The sequence below is a fragment of the Ensifer sp. PDNC004 genome (assembly GCF_016919405.1).
GTDB lineage: Bacteria > Pseudomonadota > Alphaproteobacteria > Rhizobiales > Rhizobiaceae > Ensifer.
In genome coordinates this window covers 34,525-49,914 of record NZ_CP070352.1, presented here as the reverse complement: position 1 = coordinate 49,914, position 15,390 = coordinate 34,525, and the positions used below count along the sequence as shown (strand labels likewise).

Sequence of the window (15,390 nt, the reverse complement as noted above, 5' to 3'; positions counted from 1 at the left end):
GGCATTCTTGATATCAGACGCCAATTGGTCAACACTCTAACGACAAGACGTTCGTTCGTCGGAGAAATTCATGGTTTCGGTCGCTAACCCAACATCGTCTGGTCTCGAACGGGACGCACGTCGCATTCACGAGGACGACAAGCCTCTGTCCCCCGGCAGCATCGCCATCGGTGTGGTCATTGGGCGAACCTCGGAGTTCTTCGACTTCTTCGTCTACGGCCTCGGCTCGATCCTCGTTTTCCCGAAGCTGATCTTCCCGTTCGAGCCCAATGCGGTCACCGCGACGCTGATGTCCTTCGCGCTGTTCCCGCTTGCCTTCCTCGCCCGCCCGGTCGGCTCCTTCGTCTTCATGTGGGTCGACCGCAATTACGGGCGCGGCACGAAGCTGACGATCGCACTCGTCATTCTCGGTGGCTCGACGGCGTCGATCGCCTTCCTGCCCGGCTATGACACGATCGGATATTGGGCCGTGGCGCTCCTGGCATTGTTCCGGCTCGGACAGGGCTTTGCGCTTGGCGGCGCCTGGGATGGCCTTGCATCGCTGCTGAACCTCAATGCGCCGCAGAATCACCGTGGCTGGTACGCGATGATCCCGCAGCTCGGCGCGCCGATCGGCTTTGCGCTTGCGAGCATCCTCTTCGGCTACTTCGTCAGCAACCTCTCGCAGGAAGATTTCCTCGCCTGGGGCTGGCGCTATCCCTTCTTCGTCGCCTTTGCGATCAACGTCGTGGCGCTCTTTGCCCGCCTTCGCATCGTCGCCAGCAAGGAGTTCGGCGCCGCCATGGAAGCCAAGGAGCTCGAGGCGCGGCCGATCTTCGAGATGCTGAGCAAACACAGCATCGACGTCGTGCTCGGTGCCTTCGTGCCGCTTGCAAGCTTTGCGATGTTCCACCTCGTCACCATCTTCCCCTTGAGCTGGGTGACGCTCAACGGTGGCCAGTCGGCCGCAGAGTTCCTGTGGGTTCAGGTCGCCGGTGCTGCCGTTGGCGCCATCGGTATCGTGCTTTCGGGCGTGATTGCCGACCGGGTCGGCCGCCGCAACCAGCTGATGATCGGCGCGATCCTGATCGCGATCTTCAGCTTCTCGGCTCCCTTCCTGCTCGATGCCGGCGGCAAGGGCCAGGACGCCTACATCCTGATCGGCTTCGCCATACTCGGCCTTTCCTTCGGCCAGTCCTCCGGCGCCGTCTCCTCGCGCTTCACCCAATACTACCGCTACACGGGTGCCGCTCTGACGTCGGATCTCGCCTGGCTCGTCGGTGCGGCCTTCGCGCCGCTCGTGGCGCTCGGCCTTGCAAGCAGCTTCGGCATCATCTTCATCGGCGGCTACCTGATTTCGGGTGCAATCTGCACGATCGCCGCGCTGAGCCTCACCCGGGCGCTCGACCAGCAGTAAGGTCTAGAGGCAACCGGGGTGCCGTTCCAGGCGCCCCGGTTGCTCGTCCTTCCACCGCGTCGCCGTGATCGATAGCCACGAAACACTTGGCTCAGACACCGCCGGGTTCACCGGCGAGCCATCAAAGGCGGACCTCCACCTCAAAACCCTGCGTTTTGCCCCGCGCCGGCGAAGCGATGCGCAATTCGCCCTGCATCTGCTCGACCAGCCGTTCAACGATGGCAAGGCCGAGCCCGGAACCGGAGGCCTCGGTCGGGCCGCGAACGAAGCGTTTGGTCAGGTTGGCGCGGACGTCGGCGGCGACGACAGCGCTTTCGTTGGTGACGCGGATACCCATCGGGTCGACATGGAGATCGACGCGGCTGCCCGGCGGGCTGTGGATCAGCGCATTTTCGAGAAGATTGCGCAAAACGATCGCAAAGGCGTCCACCCGAATCGGGCGTTCGAGCACGGTGCCCTTGGCGACGTGAACATTCAGGCGATTGGCGCCGAGCGCCGAGCGCTCCAGGTCCTGCATCACCACCATCAAGACCGGCAGCAGATCATGCTGTTCGTCCGAAATGGCAATCTCCGCCTCGGCGCGCGACATCTGCAGCAGCTTCTCGGCAAGCCGGCTCAGATGCACGAGCGCCCTTTCGATCTGGGCGGTTCTCGGCTGGTATTCCGGCGGCACCTCGCGCGCCAGCCGTTGGGTTTGCGCGAGCGCGCCGGCAATCGGGGTCCGCAGTTCATGGGCGCTGTTCGATGTGAACTCCCGCTCCGCCTCCAGGCCTGCCTTCAGCCGCGCCAAAAGCAGGTTCACGGAACGGGCGATCGCGCGCAATTCACGTGGCAGCGTCGCCTCGTCGATCGGCGCCAGATTGCCGCTGTCCTTGGTCAGGATGTCGTCGCGCAGCTGAGAGACGGGCGACAGCGTGCTGCGGACGACGAAGACGATCGCAAGGATGCTGCCGGGTATCAGCACGAGCAACGGCAGAAGCAGCGCTGTTCCGCCTTCCATGAGCGCCTCTGTCCGATGCTCCATTGCATCGGCAACCTGCACGTAGAGCGATCCGTCGGTGGTCCCGGCCGTAAAGATCCGATGGGTGGCGGTCTGCGAGAAGCCGGTCGCAAGGGGAACGGCAAAGGGCTCCGGCGCGCCGTCGTCAAACAGGACGCGGCCATCGCGGTCGCGCACCTGATAGGTGAGATATTGCGCATTGAGCGCCGGTGCCACGACGGAGGCTTTTGGCGCGCCGTCCGCCGCGTCTCTGGCGACATCGTCGGCGATGACCTGCAACAATCGCTCGGCCGTTTCCTGCACGCCGCTGTCGAAGATTTCGGTGAACTCGTCCTGCATCACGTAGACGCCAAGTCCGAGCGCAACGAACCAGAAGAGGGCGACGATGCCGGTAAGGGCAATCGCCAGTCTGCGGGTCATGCTCCTCTTGTCGGACATGCGATCACCTAAGGCAGTAGCCGAGGCCGCGCACGGTCTCGATCCGATCGGGCCCGATCTTCTTGCGCAGGCGGCTGATATAGACCTCGACCGTATTGCTTTCGATCTCGGCGCCAAAGGCGTAAAGCGCATCGTGCAGTTGCGCCTTGGACACGAGCGCGCCGGGATGCGCGACCAGTTTGTCCAGCACGGCCCATTCGCGGGCGCTCAGGTTCTGGCTGTCGCCGTTGACGGCGATCTTGCGGTGAACCTGGTCGATCTCGATACCGGGCAGCTTGACCGTCGGCGCGGCGTTGCCGGTGTAGCGCCTGGAAACGGCCAGCATGCGGGCCGTCAGTTCATTGAGGTCGAAAGGCTTGACCAGATAGTCGTCCGCGCCGCTGTTGAGCCCCTCGATCCGGTCGGATATCTGGTCGTGCGCCGTCAGGATGATCACCGGCGTGCCGTCACCACGTGCGCGCAGCGAACGCAGAAGCATCAGTCCGTCGCCGTCGGGCAGCCTGAGATCGAGCAGGATCAGTCCATAGGTTACCGTATCGGTCGCGGCCACCGCATCGAGGACGCGCTTGAACCAGTCCACCGCATGGCCGGCCGCGGCGACATGGTCGCGCAGCGCCTCCCCCAGAACCTGATCGTCTTCGACTAGTAGGACTCTCAAGATATCACCGGACACTTGTTCGTCCTTGCCTAGGGTCGATCGGGGATGGGCGTCAAGTCCTTGAGCGGCCAAGCGGAGAAATGCGGTGACGGCGGTCCGTTTCGGCCGCCGCCCTCAAGGCGCAGAAGAGCGAGGATTTCAGGAGGCGACGGGATCGCGAAAGGCCCCGCGCCGCTTCTTGTAGCTGATGACAGCCGTCGCGATCCCGACCAGCGCCATCGCGCCGCCGAGAACAGCCAGCACGCCGGCATTTTGGCTAGACGACTCGTAGGTCGCGAACTTGTACATCTCCGTCGCCAGCACCGCGATCATGGCCGCCGAGACGGTCGAATAGTCCTTGCCGACGACGCGCCTGATGTTGAACGTCATGCCTTCCGTCGACTGGCTGAAGTTCGAGAGGCGCAGCATCCAGCGCGGCACATCGCGGCAATAGGCGCGATAAGCGTCGCCGAAGGTGCGAAGCAGGAAGGCCTCCTCCGCATAAACGATGCACTGATACATGAAGGCAAAGAGCCCGATACCGACCACGATGAGCAGCGGGTTGCCGTGCAGCAGAAAGACGCCGGAGTAGAGCAACATATTGCCGACATAGAGCGGGTTTCGGCAAACGCCGAACATGCCCTCGGTCACCAGGTCCTTGGCGTAGACCTTCTTTTTCAGGCCACCACGCTGGATGTACTTGTAGCCGACGACCGTCGCGCGCAGTGCCAGGCCGGCCAGGATGACGAGAATCGCGACCGCGTCCTTGGCCAGCGTCAGCAGCGGATTGTCCAACACCAATGCCGGCGGCGGCATCAGCAGGAACAACACCACGATGATCGCGGGGAACAACTGGTTGCGGAAGCGGAAGAGAAAATTGCCGATCGCGATCATGGTCTGTCCGTCCTACTTGATCGCGATAATGCCGCAGAAATTGTACCAGCGGAAAAACACTTCGACGCTGCGGAAGCCCACCTCCTTCAGAAGCTGGAAATTTTCTTCCAGGCGATAGGGAATGAGGACGTTCTCAAGCGCCTCGCGCTTCTTGGCGATCTCGATCTCGGAATAGCCGTTGCGGCGCTTGTAATCGTAGTAGTGCTCGATGAACAGGCGGTTGAACGTCGAGTCCTCGCTGGTCAGCTTTTCGACGAGCAGCAGAGCGCCGCGCTCGTTGAGACCATCATAGATCGAGCGCATGACCCGCTCGCGATAGAGGGGGCGCACGAACTGCAGGGTCAGAAGCATCAGGACAGCGCTGGCATTGTGGATCTCGATGCCCTGGTGCAGGTCGCCTCCCCTGAGGTCGATCGCCCGGTTGGAGTTTGCCTGGGCGATCTTTTCCTTGGCCTTCTCGATCATGTCCGGCGCGTTGTCGATACCGACGAAGCGCACGGCAGGATCGACGATGGCGTCCAGCCCGAGCAGCGTCGTCGCCGTCGAGCAGCCGATGTCGTAGAGGTTGGTGTCGGCTTCGGCAAAGTCGCTGGCGAGTTCGCAGACCATCCGCTGGATTTCGCCGTAATAGGGAACCGAGCGGCTGACCATGTCGTCGAAGACGGCAGCCACGGTGGCATTGAAGGCGAAGTCGCCGACATTCTGGTCCGGTGCGGCGAAAACTTCATCCCGGCGGTGGCTGTTGTCGTGCACGTGTAGATGCGGGGCCTTGCCAACCATTCGCATTTTCCTTTCTTTTCCGGAGCACGCCAAAGGAGAGGGCAATCGCCTCTGTCCCCGGAGCGATTGATGCACCACACAAGCCACCCTAACCTGACACGAACCTGAAAGGTTTGGCCGCGGCGGGTTCGCCAGATCGCGGCACCGAGGCGCGGCATCACGGCGCGATCACGCGATTTTGCCGGCAGCGACTGAGCGTTGTTGGGAGGCCTGAGCGTCCAAGAAGGCTGGCCTGTCGGTCAGCGCCACCGACGTAGTTTATTGTCTACCTGCGCGCTGCTTGTTCCCTAATCTGGCGTATGGCGTCGTTGAATCCTTTCGGCGTCCCGCTCGAACCCGCCAGCTTTCCGACCCTGACTTGATCGATACGTCTACCTACAACGGCCTTCGGCACGGCGTCCGCGAATGCACGTTGGAGTTCTAGGGAGCGACGCACGTAGGCGTGCGGTGTTACAGCGACTGCCGTGATGACTCCGTCATTCAGCGTCACTCGGACGGTGATGTGAGAGGGCTGCCCGCCGTATTCGCCCGTCGCCGTATACTCGCCGTCGGCGTACTGCGGGGGACGCGCGCCCTGAGCGTCGGCTTGTCCTGAAAGAACCACGGAGAGTGCCGCAGCCATAAGAATATTGCTTTTCTGGTTTCGCATGGTCGGCCCCTTCTCATATGAACAGTTCGCCTTCGAAGTCTTCAGACACTTCTACACGCCCGTCCGCAAACATGCGGACGTACGAGAAGTCGAACGTGGTCTTCAGACGCGAGGCGGAACCGAAGAAAAGCGCTGTTGCAAGGCCGTCCGCAGTCGCCGTGTCGGCGGCGATGGCCCAGGTTGCGATGACATCCATGGTGGCCCCCCCCCGTTCGGCCGTCGAGGACATGATGGAGGTTGTCGCCCCATCGTCTCCGGTTGGCTGCCGAAGCGCAGAGAGATCTGTTCAGCAGGCTCGCGACGCCGATCACCATTGTCGGATCGAGAGGATGTTCCAGACCGACTTCAAGGGCGGTTCCACCAGCGTGGCGCATGTCTCCGCTGCCGTCGACAATGAAGTCTCGGAACCCTGCCTTCTCCAAGACATCAGCTACTAGATCAACGAGATATCCTTTTCCGACAGCGCCGAGGTCGATCGTGAGCGGCTTCCGCGTCGATAGCTCGCTTCCATTCCGGAGCACGTCGCGCCGCCAGCTTGCGCGCTGCAGTCCGCAGTCGATTGGGAGTGGCGACAGCGAATACTCGCGGTCATAGCCCAGCAGTTCGAGATCCCGGCCGATCAAAGGATCCACGGCCCCATCCGTAGCTACGTGAAGCCGGTCGTAGAGATCGAACATCCCCGCCGCTTCGGATGGGAAGACGAACGAGCCACCGTCGACGGCTTCAGAGACCCTCGCGATCATCGAGTCCTTGCGGAACCGGGAATAGGTGCGATCGAAGCTAACGACCAGCCCCAGAATTTCTTCCCGGATTCCGGCATCGAGTGGTGCAGGCGTGTCGACCTCCCAGGCCGTGCCTATGGCATCGAAACCGAAACGGGAGATCGACAGGCCGATACTCCGACCTCGGCTCAAAGCTTGCGGGTGCCGAGCCACTTAACTTTCTCCGGATCGCGATGATCGAAGAAGCTGCTGGTCTTCTGGTCGAGCGCGCTGATCGAGGCGACATCGTCCTGGTCGAGTTCGAAGTCGAAGACCGAGAAGTTCTCGGCCATGCGCTCCTTTCGGACGGACTTCGGGATCGCGAGGATATTGCGCTGGATCAACCACCGCAGCACGACCTGAGCGACACTCTTGCCATGTTTCTTACCGATCGACTGCAAGAGCTCGTTCGTGAACAGCCCGTTCTTCCCTTCCGAGAATGGACCCCAAGCTTCGGGTTGAACACCGTATTCCTGGAGGATCTTCTGAGCGTCGTCCTGGTGATGGAATGGATGGATTTCGATCTGATTGACCGCGGGGACGACCTTGTTGTGGAGCACAAAGTCCACCAGACGGTCGGGATAGAAGTTGCTGACGCCGATCGCGCGGATGCGGCCCGCCTCGTACAACTCCTCCATCGCGCGCCAAGCACCGTAAACGTCGCCGTATGGCTGATGAATGAGCCAGAGGTCGAGATAGTCGAGCTGTAGCTTGTTCAGCGAACGCTCGAACGCGGCCTTGGCCCCCTCGTAGGTCGCGTCCTCGATCCAGAGTTTGGTCGTGACGAACAGTTCCTTTCGATCGATACCGTGGTTGCGGATCGCGGTGCCCACGGCCTCTTCGTTGCCGTAAGAGGTCGCGGTATCGAGCAGGCGGTAGCCGACATCGATCGCATCACGGACGCTGCGCTCGCACTCGGCCGGATCGGGAACCTGGAAGACGCCGAATCCCAGGATCGGCATCTGGAGCCCGTTGTTCAGGGTGACGGTGGGTACGGTGGTAGTCATCTTCATATCCTTTGTCTGGATGGGGGGCTTGTGGTCGTTGGTCTTATTTTCCGACGCGTGCCTGAAGGTGCGCGGGGTATCTGTCTCCCACGATGTCGATCTTCGCGAGGGCGTCGGCGATTTCAGAAGCGTCGCTGGCGGTGAGTTCGACCGAGGCGGCGCCGAGGTTTTCCTCCAGGCGGTGCAGCTTGGTGGTGCCGGGGATTGGCACGATCCAATCCTTCTGCGCCAACAGCCAAGCGAGCGCGATCTGAGCGGGCGTGACACCCTTGGCTTCGGCGATTTGGGTCAGAGCTGCCACGAGCGCCTTATTCGCCTTGAGGTTCTCCGCCTGGAAGCGCGGAACCACGCTGCGGAAGTCGCCGGGGCCGAAGGTCGCCGTTTCGTCGATCTTGCCCGTAAGGAAGCCCTTGCCGAGCGGGCTGAACGGCACGAAGCCAATGCCGAGTTCCTCAAGCGTCGGGATGATCTCCTTCTCGGGCTCGCGCCAGAACAGCGAGTACTCGCTCTGGAGAGCGGTCACCGGCTGCACGGCATGGGCTTTGCGGATCGTCTGCGCACCAGCTTCAGATAGACCGAAGTGCCTGACCTTGCCTTCCGCAATGAGATCCTTGACCGTTCCGGCGACGTCCTCGATCGGCACGTTCGGATCGACGCGGTGTTGGTAGAGAAGATCGATCACATCCGTTCGAAGCCGCTTCAGAGATGCCTCGACGGACTGGCGGATGTAGGCGGGCTGGCTGTTCATGTGCTGGCCACCGCCGGGGCTTGGAAGTTCGAAGCCGAACTTGGTGGCAATCACCACCTTGCAACGAACCGGCTCGAGAGCTTCCCCGACGACGTCCTCGTTGGTGAACGGGCCGTAGACCTGTGCCGTGTCGAAGAAGGTCACGCCGCGGTCGTGGGCCGCCCGGATGAGCGAAACAGCATCCTTCGTGTCGGTCGCCGCTCCGTAGCCGTGGCTAAGGCCCATGCATCCGAGGCCGAGCGTCGAAACCTCGAGCGTTCCGAGAGTTCGTTTCTTCATGGTCATTCTCCTTGATCAGGCCGCGCATTCGGTCGGCGCGACTTCTTCCTGGGATTTAGACTGCCGCCGTGCAGCAGGGATGATGGTCAGAAGCAAGATCACCAATGTCGCGATCAGCATGACGGTTCCTGCGTCGAACGCATGGGAAACTCGATATGCTGTCAGGTCGGCTCCGTTGAGGCCATTCGATCCGATGGCGGCAATGGCGATGAGAACGCCGAGACCGACGGAACTGCCGATCTGGTGGGCGACGTTGACCGCGCCGGAGGCTGCTCCCGCGTCCGCATGATCGACCCGAACGACGCCAGACGATGTCAGCGGGCTGAGCGTCAGTCCCTGGCTGATGCCGATCAAAACCATTGGCAACGCCACGGCCGTCCAATAGTTCGAACCCACCCCCGCCCGGCTGAGCCAGGCCATAGCGACGATGCCGATCAGCATGCCCGCAATAAGAACAGCATTCCGGCCGAAGCGTCTGATGAGACGAGGCACGATCATCGCGACCGGGACATGCAGCATCGTGGCGGGGACGAAGGCAAGTCCCGCCAGTGCCGGGCGCAGACCCGCGACCTGCTGCAGGTACAGCGTCGTGAAAAAGAAGAAGCCGACCATGGCACTGATGTAGAGCGCACGGGCACCATAGGCGCCGGAGCGCTCGATGTCCGCGAACAGGCGAAGCGGAAGGATCGGCTGCCTTGCACGACGTTCGATCAGCACGAACGCCCCGAGCATGATGACGGCGAAAGCCAATGTCGTCAGGGTTATGATGTCCCATCCCGATTGGGCGGAACGGATGAATCCGTAGACGAAGGCGGCCATGCCGAGCGTCGAAGTCACTGCACCGAACAGGTCGAACGTTCCCGGACGCTTCTTTGTCTCGTGGATGTAGATGCGGGCCGCGGCAACCGTGGCGATGCCGATCGGGAGATTGATCAAGAACCCGACCCGCCAGGAGAGCCAGTCCGCAAGCAGTCCGCCAACGACGAGACCGACTGTCGCGGACACGCCTGCTGCGGCACTGTAAAGCGAGACAGCTCGGACACGTTCTTCGCCTTCGTCGAATGTGGTCTGCAAGAGAGCGAGCGTCGTTGGCGCGAGGATCGCAGATCCAAGTCCCTGGATTGCACGCCACGACAGCATCCATGTCGACGATTGCGAGGCTCCGACGGCGACGGAGGCGACCGTGAAAATCGTCATGCCGACGACGAACATCCGACGGCGGCCGAGTATGTCGCCGGCACGCGCGCCAAGCAGCAGGAAGCCGCCGAAGGTCAGCGTATAGGCGCTTTGAACCCACGCAAGCCCGGCGTCCGTGAAGCCGAGTTCGTTGTGGATCTTCGGCAAGCCTGTGAGGACGACCGAAATGTCGAGCACGATCATCACGTAGCTGATGAGGATGATCGCAAGGATCGCTGTCTTGTTCGATGGTGAGGTAGCTGTGTTTGCGTCAGGCATTGCAGTCCCGTTGACTTGCTTGCTTGACCGTCCTCCGCGGCAAGCTGCGTTGCGATGACGGAAAGATAGCTCTTGCTCACCATGTCGATTAGGGGCAGTAATCGGGATGAAGCTATAAGGATGCCTTATGAATGCCGCAGGAGAACTTCAACGATCTGGTCGCGTTCGTGACCGTCGCGCGCGAGGAGAGTTTCACGCGGGCGGCGGTGAAGCTCGGAGTGTCGCAGTCGGCGCTTAGCCAGACCGTCCGGGGACTGGAGGAGCGGCTGGGCCTCCGCTTGCTGACGCGGACGACCCGCCGCGTGTCTCCAACGGCGGCGGGAGAGCGTCTCCTTCAGACGGCCGGGCCGCGCTTCGAGGAGATACAGGCGGAGCTTGCTGCCCTCACCGAGATGCGTGACAAACCAGCCGGGACGGTCAGGATTACGGCGGGAGAGCACGCCGCGATCTCGGTCCTGGCACCCTGCCTAGACAAGTTCCTGCCCGAAAATCCTGATGTGAATGTCGAGATCACCGTCGACTACGGCCTGACCGACATCGTCGCGGAGCGCTACGATGCGGGGGTCCGGCTCGGCGAGCAACTTGCCAAGGACATGATCGCGATCAAGATCGGACCGGAGATGCGCATGGCGGTGGTCGGCGCTCCGTCCTACTTCCGCCAGCACGCGTGGCCGGAAGTCCCACAGGATCTCACGGCCCACAACTGCATCCAGATGCGCATGCCGACGCATGGCAACATCCTGCAGTGGGAATTCGAGAAGGACGGCCATGAACTGAACGTCCGCGTCGAAGGACAAATGGTGTTCAACAACATCGCGATGCGTCTCGACGCTGTCCGGCGTGGTCTGGGTCTTGCCTACATGCCGGATGACCTGGTGGCCGAGGATCTCGCCAGGGGCACTCTGATCCGGGTGCTCGATGATTGGTGCGCGCCGTTTCCCGGATATCATCTCTACTATCCGAACCGCCGCCACGCGTCCCCGGCATTCCAGCTCGTCGTTGATGCCCTTCGCTACAGAGGGTGACAACATGTATTGATAAGGAGGGCTAATACCCTCAATCGGAAATGCATCCCTAATCATCTGAATGATGCTCAGTTAGTCTCCTGCCAGCTCAATGTTCAAAGGCAGGTACCGACCATGTTCGCCAGACCTCTATCCGCGCTCGCGCTCTCCATGCTGCTCCTATCGTCGGGCGTGGCGGGAGCCCAGGGCGCTTCCAAGCAGGAGCCGCTGACAATTCAGCAGCAGGGAAGCTTCGCGGTCGGCGGCACGGTATCGAGCACGCCTGGAACCTTCGACAACAACGCTCCCACGGCGGCAGGGCAAACGCTGCATGGCGACCATGCCTACGTATTCTATCAGATTCCGCCAAATCCCAAGCCCCTGCCGATCGTAATGCTCCACGGAGCCTTCCAGTCCGCCCGAAGCTGGGAGACGACGCCCGACGGCCGCGAAGGCTTCCAGACAATCTTCCTTCGCCGAGGATACCCGGTCTATCTTGTCGATCAGCCGCGTCGCGGCCGTGCAGGCGACAGCACCGTCGCAACGACGATCGAGCCGACGCCATACGACCAGCTTTTCTTCGATCAGTTCCGTATCGGCAAGTGGCCGGAGTATTTCTCGAACGTCCAGTTCTCCCGCGATCCCGCGGCACTCGATCAGTTCTTCCGCTCCGTCACGCCCAACACCGGGCCCTTCGACCCCAACGTGATCTCCGATGCCATGTCCGCGCTGTTCGACAAGACCGGTCCGGGGATCCTGTTCACCCATTCGCAGGCTGGTGGCCCCGGCTGGTTGACGGCGATCAAGAATCCGAAGGTCAAGGCCATCGTCGCGCTTGAGCCAGGAAGCGGCTTCATCTTTCCGGAGGGCGAGGTTCCGGCCGACATGCCGAGCGCCGCCGGAACCCTCAAGGGCGAGGTGGTGCCCGTCGCCGATTTCGACAAGCTGACCAAGCTGCCGATCGTCATCTACTACGGTGACAATTTCCCAGCCGAGCCGACGGCAGAACGCGGTCAGGACAACTGGCGTGTGCGGCTCGGGATGGCGAAGCTTTGGGTCGATGCGGTCAACAGGCACGGCGGCGACGCCACGCTCATTCACTTGCCTGACATAGGCATCAGGGGCGGCACCCACTTCCTGATGTCTGACCTCAACAACATCGAGATCGCCGACCAGATCTCCAAGTTCCTGGCGGAAAAGAAGCTGGACTAATCGATCGAGAAGACCCCGTGGTGTCGCGACGAAAGACGCTCGTCGCGGCGCCGTTGCCGGACCCCGCTCAGATAGTCGATCGAATCGTCGACGATGCGATGCGACAGAGCCCGCAATTCAGCCCAGTCTTTCGGGTCGAGCGTTTCCTCCACCCCGCTGGACGTTGCCGACCGCTTGTCCATGGAAACCTCCCTCCCCGTCGTTCCATTCTTTTATGGTCGCGTGCCGGCGATGATCGTTGCCGTCGAGCGTAGTTCCACCTTGCCCACCCGCATCGCCTGGCTCGCCAGATCGAGAACCTCGCTGCGGATGCGGGTGCGGGTCTCGTCGTCCGCCTGTGCCAGTCCGGCAACGACGGGTGCGGCGATCTCGGTCATGAAGGCCCAGTAGTCCTCCGGGGTCTCGTGGACCATCGTGGTGGTCACCTCCTCCTGCCGGACGTCCCGCAAGCCTGCATCCTCGAAGACGGCCTTCATCAGGCCCTCGGGCGCGCAGCGAAACAGGCCGGGCGCGCCGGCGGGTGGTTTCGGCATGTCGACGTTGCGGGCAATCGTCGCCATGATCGTCGTAGCCCAGGCGTTCTTTTCCGGTGCGCCCCAGACGGCGGCGCAAACACGCGACCCGGGCTTCGCGACCCGCGTCAACTGCTGGGCAGCCGCTGCAACATCGGGAAAGAACATGAAGCCGAAGCGGCAGAGGACGGCGTCGAATGTCGCGTCCGCAAACGGCAACGCACCCGCATCGCAGACCCTCGTTTCAAAATTCGTCAAACCGCGATGCCAGGCATTTTCCGTCGCCACCTGCAGCATGCGATCGGAGAGATCGGTGACGGTCACGCGACCTTTCGGGATCGACGCGGCCACCGTCAGACCCGGTTCGCCGGTGCCGGCGGCAACGTCCAGCACCTGGTCGCCGTCCTTGATCGCCGCCTGCCGGATCATCGCTTCGCCGAAGGGGGCAAGCCAGCCGAGCACAAGTGCGTCCCACTTCTTCCAGCCGGCGGAGAAGCGGTCCCAGGTCTCTCTTTGTTGGTCGCGGATTTGATCGAGATGCGCCGACATGCAGGTTCCTCCCTCAGTGCCGTTTTCGACCTCGTTCACAAAACTATGAACTCTCTGCACGCGGTTACAAATCAACTTTCTCAGTGCCGCGAAGGCAGGGACTTCGAAGCATATCGGTCTTTGCGGGGCGTGCAGTGATCGCGGTTACATGTGAGTGCAGACAATCCGCGCTAGGGAGAGAGGGTAAGGCAGGCTATATTCTCATTGAGGAGACCGGGAAGGAGAGATTCGCACCGATGTCGAACCGGACGAACGGCGAAGTTAGTGGCCGGATAGAGCCTAGCGACGAACAATCCCTCGGTGATCAATTGCGGATGATGCATCGGGCCTTCATGGCCTCGCCACTGCGCAACAAGATCATCTGGCTGAGCATAAGCATCATCGTTGTCATCGTTGTGACAGCCTTTGGTCAGATCATCCTCAACCGATGGTACAAGCCGTTCTACGACACGCTCGAGCGCCGCGACCTTCCGGCCTTTCTCCATCAACTCGTCGTCTTCGCCCAGATCGCCGGCGTTCTTCTCGTCCTCAACGTCCTGCAAACCTGGCTCGGCCAGGTCATCAAGCTGCGCCTGCGGGAAGGCCTGACCCAGGACCTGATTACCGAATGGATGCGCCCGACGCGGGCGTTCCGGCTGGCGAATGCCGGCGCCATCGGCATCAACCCGGACCAGCGCATCCATGAGGATGCGCGCCACCTGACCGACCTCTCGGCCGGACTTTCGATCGGCCTCTTCCAATCCGGCATCCTGCTGGTGAGCTTCATCGGCGTACTGTGGTCGCTATCGGACGGCTTCGTCTTCCATGTCGCGAGCTATTCCTTCGCCATCCCCGGCTACATGGTCTGGGCGGCGATCCTCTATGCGGGGACTGCTTCCTGGCTGAGCTGGCTGGTCGGCAGGCCTCTGGTGGCGCTGAATGGCGAGCACTATGCCCGGGAGGCGGCGCTGCGTTTCTCGCTGATGCGGGTCAACGAGCATATCGAAGCCGTGTCGCTTTCGTCGGGCGAAGCCAACGAGAAAAAGCGGCTACAGCGCGACCTCGCATCGGTGCTCGAGGTCAGCTACGGCCTGCTGCGAGCGGTAACGCGACTCACCTGGGTGACCGGCGGCTATGGCTGGATCACCGTGGTTGCGCCGATCGTCATTGCCGCACCGGTCTACTTCGCCGGCGACCTCAGCTTCGGTGGCCTGATGATGGCCGTCGGCGCCTTCAACCAGGTGCATGCGTCGCTGCGCTGGTTCGTCGACAACATCGGCGCGATCGCCGACTGGCGCGCCACGTTGCTGCGCGTCGCTGCCTTCCGCTCGGCGCTCCTGATGACCGACGAACGGCATGAGGGCGACAAGCGCATCGACTTCAGGACCTCCGATACGCCGCAGATGAGCTTCGACAACATCGAGATCGTCTCACCGACCGGCTGCATCCAGCTTCGCGAGCCGAGCGTCACCATCGATCCGGGCGAGCGCGTGCTCGTCACCGGCGCGCCCGAGGTGGAAAAGGCGCCGTTCTTCCGCGCAATCGCCGGGCTCTGGCCCTGGGGCCACGGCCGCATCGCACTGCCGGTGGACGATGGCCTGGCTTTTGTGCCGAAGTCTCCCTATTTCCCGCCGGGCACGCTTGGAGAAGTGCTCGCCTATCCGAGCCCGCCCGATACCTACAGCAAGGGCGAACTCGCCGCCGTTCTCTCCAAGGTTGGCCTTGGCAGACTGAGTGGCCGGCTCGACCAGGATGCACGAAAGCAGATGAACCTCAGCGAGGCCGAGCAGCGCCTCCTCGCCATCGCTAGGCTCGGTCTGCACAGGCCGCGCTGGCTGATCATCGACGAAGCGCTCGATACCCTCGAGGATGACGCCTACCAGCGCGTGCTGAAGTTCATGGAGGACGAGCTTCAAGGCGTGGCGATCGTCAACATCGGACGCACTGAACGCGGCAGCGACTTCTTTACCCGCGTGCTGCACCTCGACAAGAACCCTACCGGAAGCACACTCAGGCGTCTCCAGCCGCGCAACCTGCAGCCGGCCGATCCGCAACTGGTAGATTGAGCAAGCGGACGCCGCTTCCATTAA

Annotated in this window: 14 protein-coding genes and 1 pseudogene; 4 read left to right on the top strand and 11 right to left on the bottom strand. The window is 62.2% G+C overall.

All coding sequences use genetic code 11. The annotated features are described in order from the left end of the window. The first annotated feature begins 70 nt into the window (after window positions 1–70). Entirely contained in the window at window positions 71–1,396 is a 1,326-nt protein-coding gene (locus JVX98_RS00230; RefSeq protein ID WP_205236446.1) for an MFS transporter, read from the top strand. A 121-nt stretch (window positions 1,397–1,517) separates the two neighbouring features. On the opposite strand, the gene JVX98_RS00225 is transcribed toward JVX98_RS00230, so the two are convergent. The 9 genes and pseudogenes from JVX98_RS00225 to JVX98_RS00190 form a co-directional block, all read right to left on the bottom strand. After that, on the bottom strand, window positions 1,518–2,834 hold the full coding sequence (locus tag JVX98_RS00225; protein WP_205236445.1) for a HAMP domain-containing sensor histidine kinase: 1,317 nt from the start codon (window positions 2,832–2,834) through the stop codon (window positions 1,518–1,520). A 4-nt stretch (window positions 2,835–2,838) separates the two neighbouring features. After that, window positions 2,839–3,492 (bottom strand): response regulator transcription factor, encoded by a 654-nt coding sequence (locus JVX98_RS00220; RefSeq protein ID WP_192449928.1) that lies wholly within the window; start codon window positions 3,490–3,492, stop codon window positions 2,839–2,841. Window positions 3,493–3,630: 138 nt separating this feature from the next. Next, window positions 3,631–4,365: an isoprenylcysteine carboxylmethyltransferase family protein gene (locus JVX98_RS00215; RefSeq protein WP_043621279.1), complete on the bottom strand. Its 735-nt coding sequence runs from the start codon at window positions 4,363–4,365 to the stop codon at window positions 3,631–3,633. Between the two features lie 12 nt (window positions 4,366–4,377). Beyond that, window positions 4,378–5,145: a carboxy-S-adenosyl-L-methionine synthase CmoA gene (cmoA, locus tag JVX98_RS00210; protein ID WP_192449930.1), complete on the bottom strand. Its 768-nt coding sequence runs from the start codon at window positions 5,143–5,145 to the stop codon at window positions 4,378–4,380. Between the two features lie 662 nt (window positions 5,146–5,807). Further along, window positions 5,808–5,990 (bottom strand): hypothetical protein, encoded by a 183-nt coding sequence (locus JVX98_RS32625; protein ID WP_371826527.1) that lies wholly within the window; start codon window positions 5,988–5,990, stop codon window positions 5,808–5,810. Window positions 5,991–6,057: 67 nt separating this feature from the next. Continuing rightward, window positions 6,058–6,729 (bottom strand): annotated as a pseudogene (locus JVX98_RS00205) (FAD:protein FMN transferase); the annotation flags it as partial. Then, entirely contained in the window at window positions 6,705–7,562 is an 858-nt protein-coding gene (locus tag JVX98_RS00200) for an aldo/keto reductase (RefSeq protein WP_205236444.1), read from the bottom strand. The pseudogene JVX98_RS00205 and the gene JVX98_RS00200, both read right to left, overlap by 25 nt. 43 nt (window positions 7,563–7,605) lie before the next feature. Further along, window positions 7,606–8,589 carry an aldo/keto reductase gene (locus JVX98_RS00195; RefSeq protein WP_205236443.1) on the bottom strand — a complete coding sequence of 328 codons (984 nt, stop codon included), beginning with the start codon at window positions 8,587–8,589 and terminating at the stop codon, window positions 7,606–7,608. Window positions 8,590–8,604: 15 nt separating this feature from the next. After that, the gene (locus tag JVX98_RS00190; protein ID WP_205236442.1) at window positions 8,605–10,044 is read right to left on the bottom strand and encodes an MFS transporter; all 1,440 of its coding nucleotides are present in this window, start codon (window positions 10,042–10,044) and stop codon (window positions 8,605–8,607) included. Between the two features lie 131 nt (window positions 10,045–10,175). Here JVX98_RS00190 and JVX98_RS00185 point away from each other — a divergent pair, with 131 nt between their 5' ends. After that, on the top strand, window positions 10,176–11,069 hold the full coding sequence (locus JVX98_RS00185) for a LysR family transcriptional regulator (RefSeq protein ID WP_205236441.1): 894 nt from the start codon (window positions 10,176–10,178) through the stop codon (window positions 11,067–11,069). A 114-nt stretch (window positions 11,070–11,183) separates the two neighbouring features. Next, complete coding sequence (locus tag JVX98_RS00180; RefSeq protein WP_205236440.1) at window positions 11,184–12,260, top strand: alpha/beta fold hydrolase; 1,077 nt, start codon at window positions 11,184–11,186, stop codon at window positions 12,258–12,260. On the opposite strand, the gene JVX98_RS00175 is transcribed toward JVX98_RS00180, so the two are convergent. Beyond that, complete coding sequence (locus JVX98_RS00175; protein ID WP_205237029.1) at window positions 12,257–12,442, bottom strand: hypothetical protein; 186 nt, start codon at window positions 12,440–12,442, stop codon at window positions 12,257–12,259. The genes JVX98_RS00180 and JVX98_RS00175 overlap by 4 nt on opposite strands. A 30-nt stretch (window positions 12,443–12,472) precedes the next feature. Continuing rightward, window positions 12,473–13,321, bottom strand: a complete 849-nt coding sequence (locus tag JVX98_RS00170) for a class I SAM-dependent methyltransferase (protein ID WP_205236439.1) — start codon at window positions 13,319–13,321, stop codon at window positions 12,473–12,475. Between the two features lie 236 nt (window positions 13,322–13,557). Between JVX98_RS00170 and JVX98_RS00165 the strand changes: the two genes are divergently transcribed. Continuing rightward, window positions 13,558–15,366 (top strand): ABC transporter ATP-binding protein/permease, encoded by a 1,809-nt coding sequence (locus JVX98_RS00165; RefSeq protein ID WP_205236438.1) that lies wholly within the window; start codon window positions 13,558–13,560, stop codon window positions 15,364–15,366. Window positions 15,367–15,390 lie beyond the last annotated feature (24 nt).

Bases quoted from the DNA above. Each gene is read 5' to 3' on its own strand.
- JVX98_RS00230 (WP_205236446.1), top strand. From the start codon at position 71: ATGGTTTCGGTCGCTAACCCAACATCGTCTGGTCTCGAACGGGACGCA.
- JVX98_RS00225 (WP_205236445.1), bottom strand. From the start codon at position 2,834: ATGTCCGACAAGAGGAGCATGACCCGCAGACTGGCGATTGCCCTTACC.
- JVX98_RS00215 (WP_043621279.1), bottom strand. From the start codon at position 4,365: ATGATCGCGATCGGCAATTTTCTCTTCCGCTTCCGCAACCAGTTGTTC.
- cmoA (WP_192449930.1), bottom strand. From the start codon at position 5,145: ATGGTTGGCAAGGCCCCGCATCTACACGTGCACGACAACAGCCACCGC.
- JVX98_RS32625 (WP_371826527.1), bottom strand. From the start codon at position 5,990: ATGGATGTCATCGCAACCTGGGCCATCGCCGCCGACACGGCGACTGCG.
- JVX98_RS00200 (WP_205236444.1), bottom strand. From the start codon at position 7,562: ATGACTACCACCGTACCCACCGTCACCCTGAACAACGGGCTCCAGATG.
- JVX98_RS00195 (WP_205236443.1), bottom strand. From the start codon at position 8,589: ATGAAGAAACGAACTCTCGGAACGCTCGAGGTTTCGACGCTCGGCCTC.
- JVX98_RS00190 (WP_205236442.1), bottom strand. From the start codon at position 10,044: ATGCCTGACGCAAACACAGCTACCTCACCATCGAACAAGACAGCGATC.
- JVX98_RS00185 (WP_205236441.1), top strand. From the start codon at position 10,176: ATGCCGCAGGAGAACTTCAACGATCTGGTCGCGTTCGTGACCGTCGCG.
- JVX98_RS00180 (WP_205236440.1), top strand. From the start codon at position 11,184: ATGTTCGCCAGACCTCTATCCGCGCTCGCGCTCTCCATGCTGCTCCTA.
- JVX98_RS00175 (WP_205237029.1), bottom strand. From the start codon at position 12,442: ATGGACAAGCGGTCGGCAACGTCCAGCGGGGTGGAGGAAACGCTCGAC.
- JVX98_RS00170 (WP_205236439.1), bottom strand. From the start codon at position 13,321: ATGTCGGCGCATCTCGATCAAATCCGCGACCAACAAAGAGAGACCTGG.
- JVX98_RS00165 (WP_205236438.1), top strand. From the start codon at position 13,558: ATGTCGAACCGGACGAACGGCGAAGTTAGTGGCCGGATAGAGCCTAGC.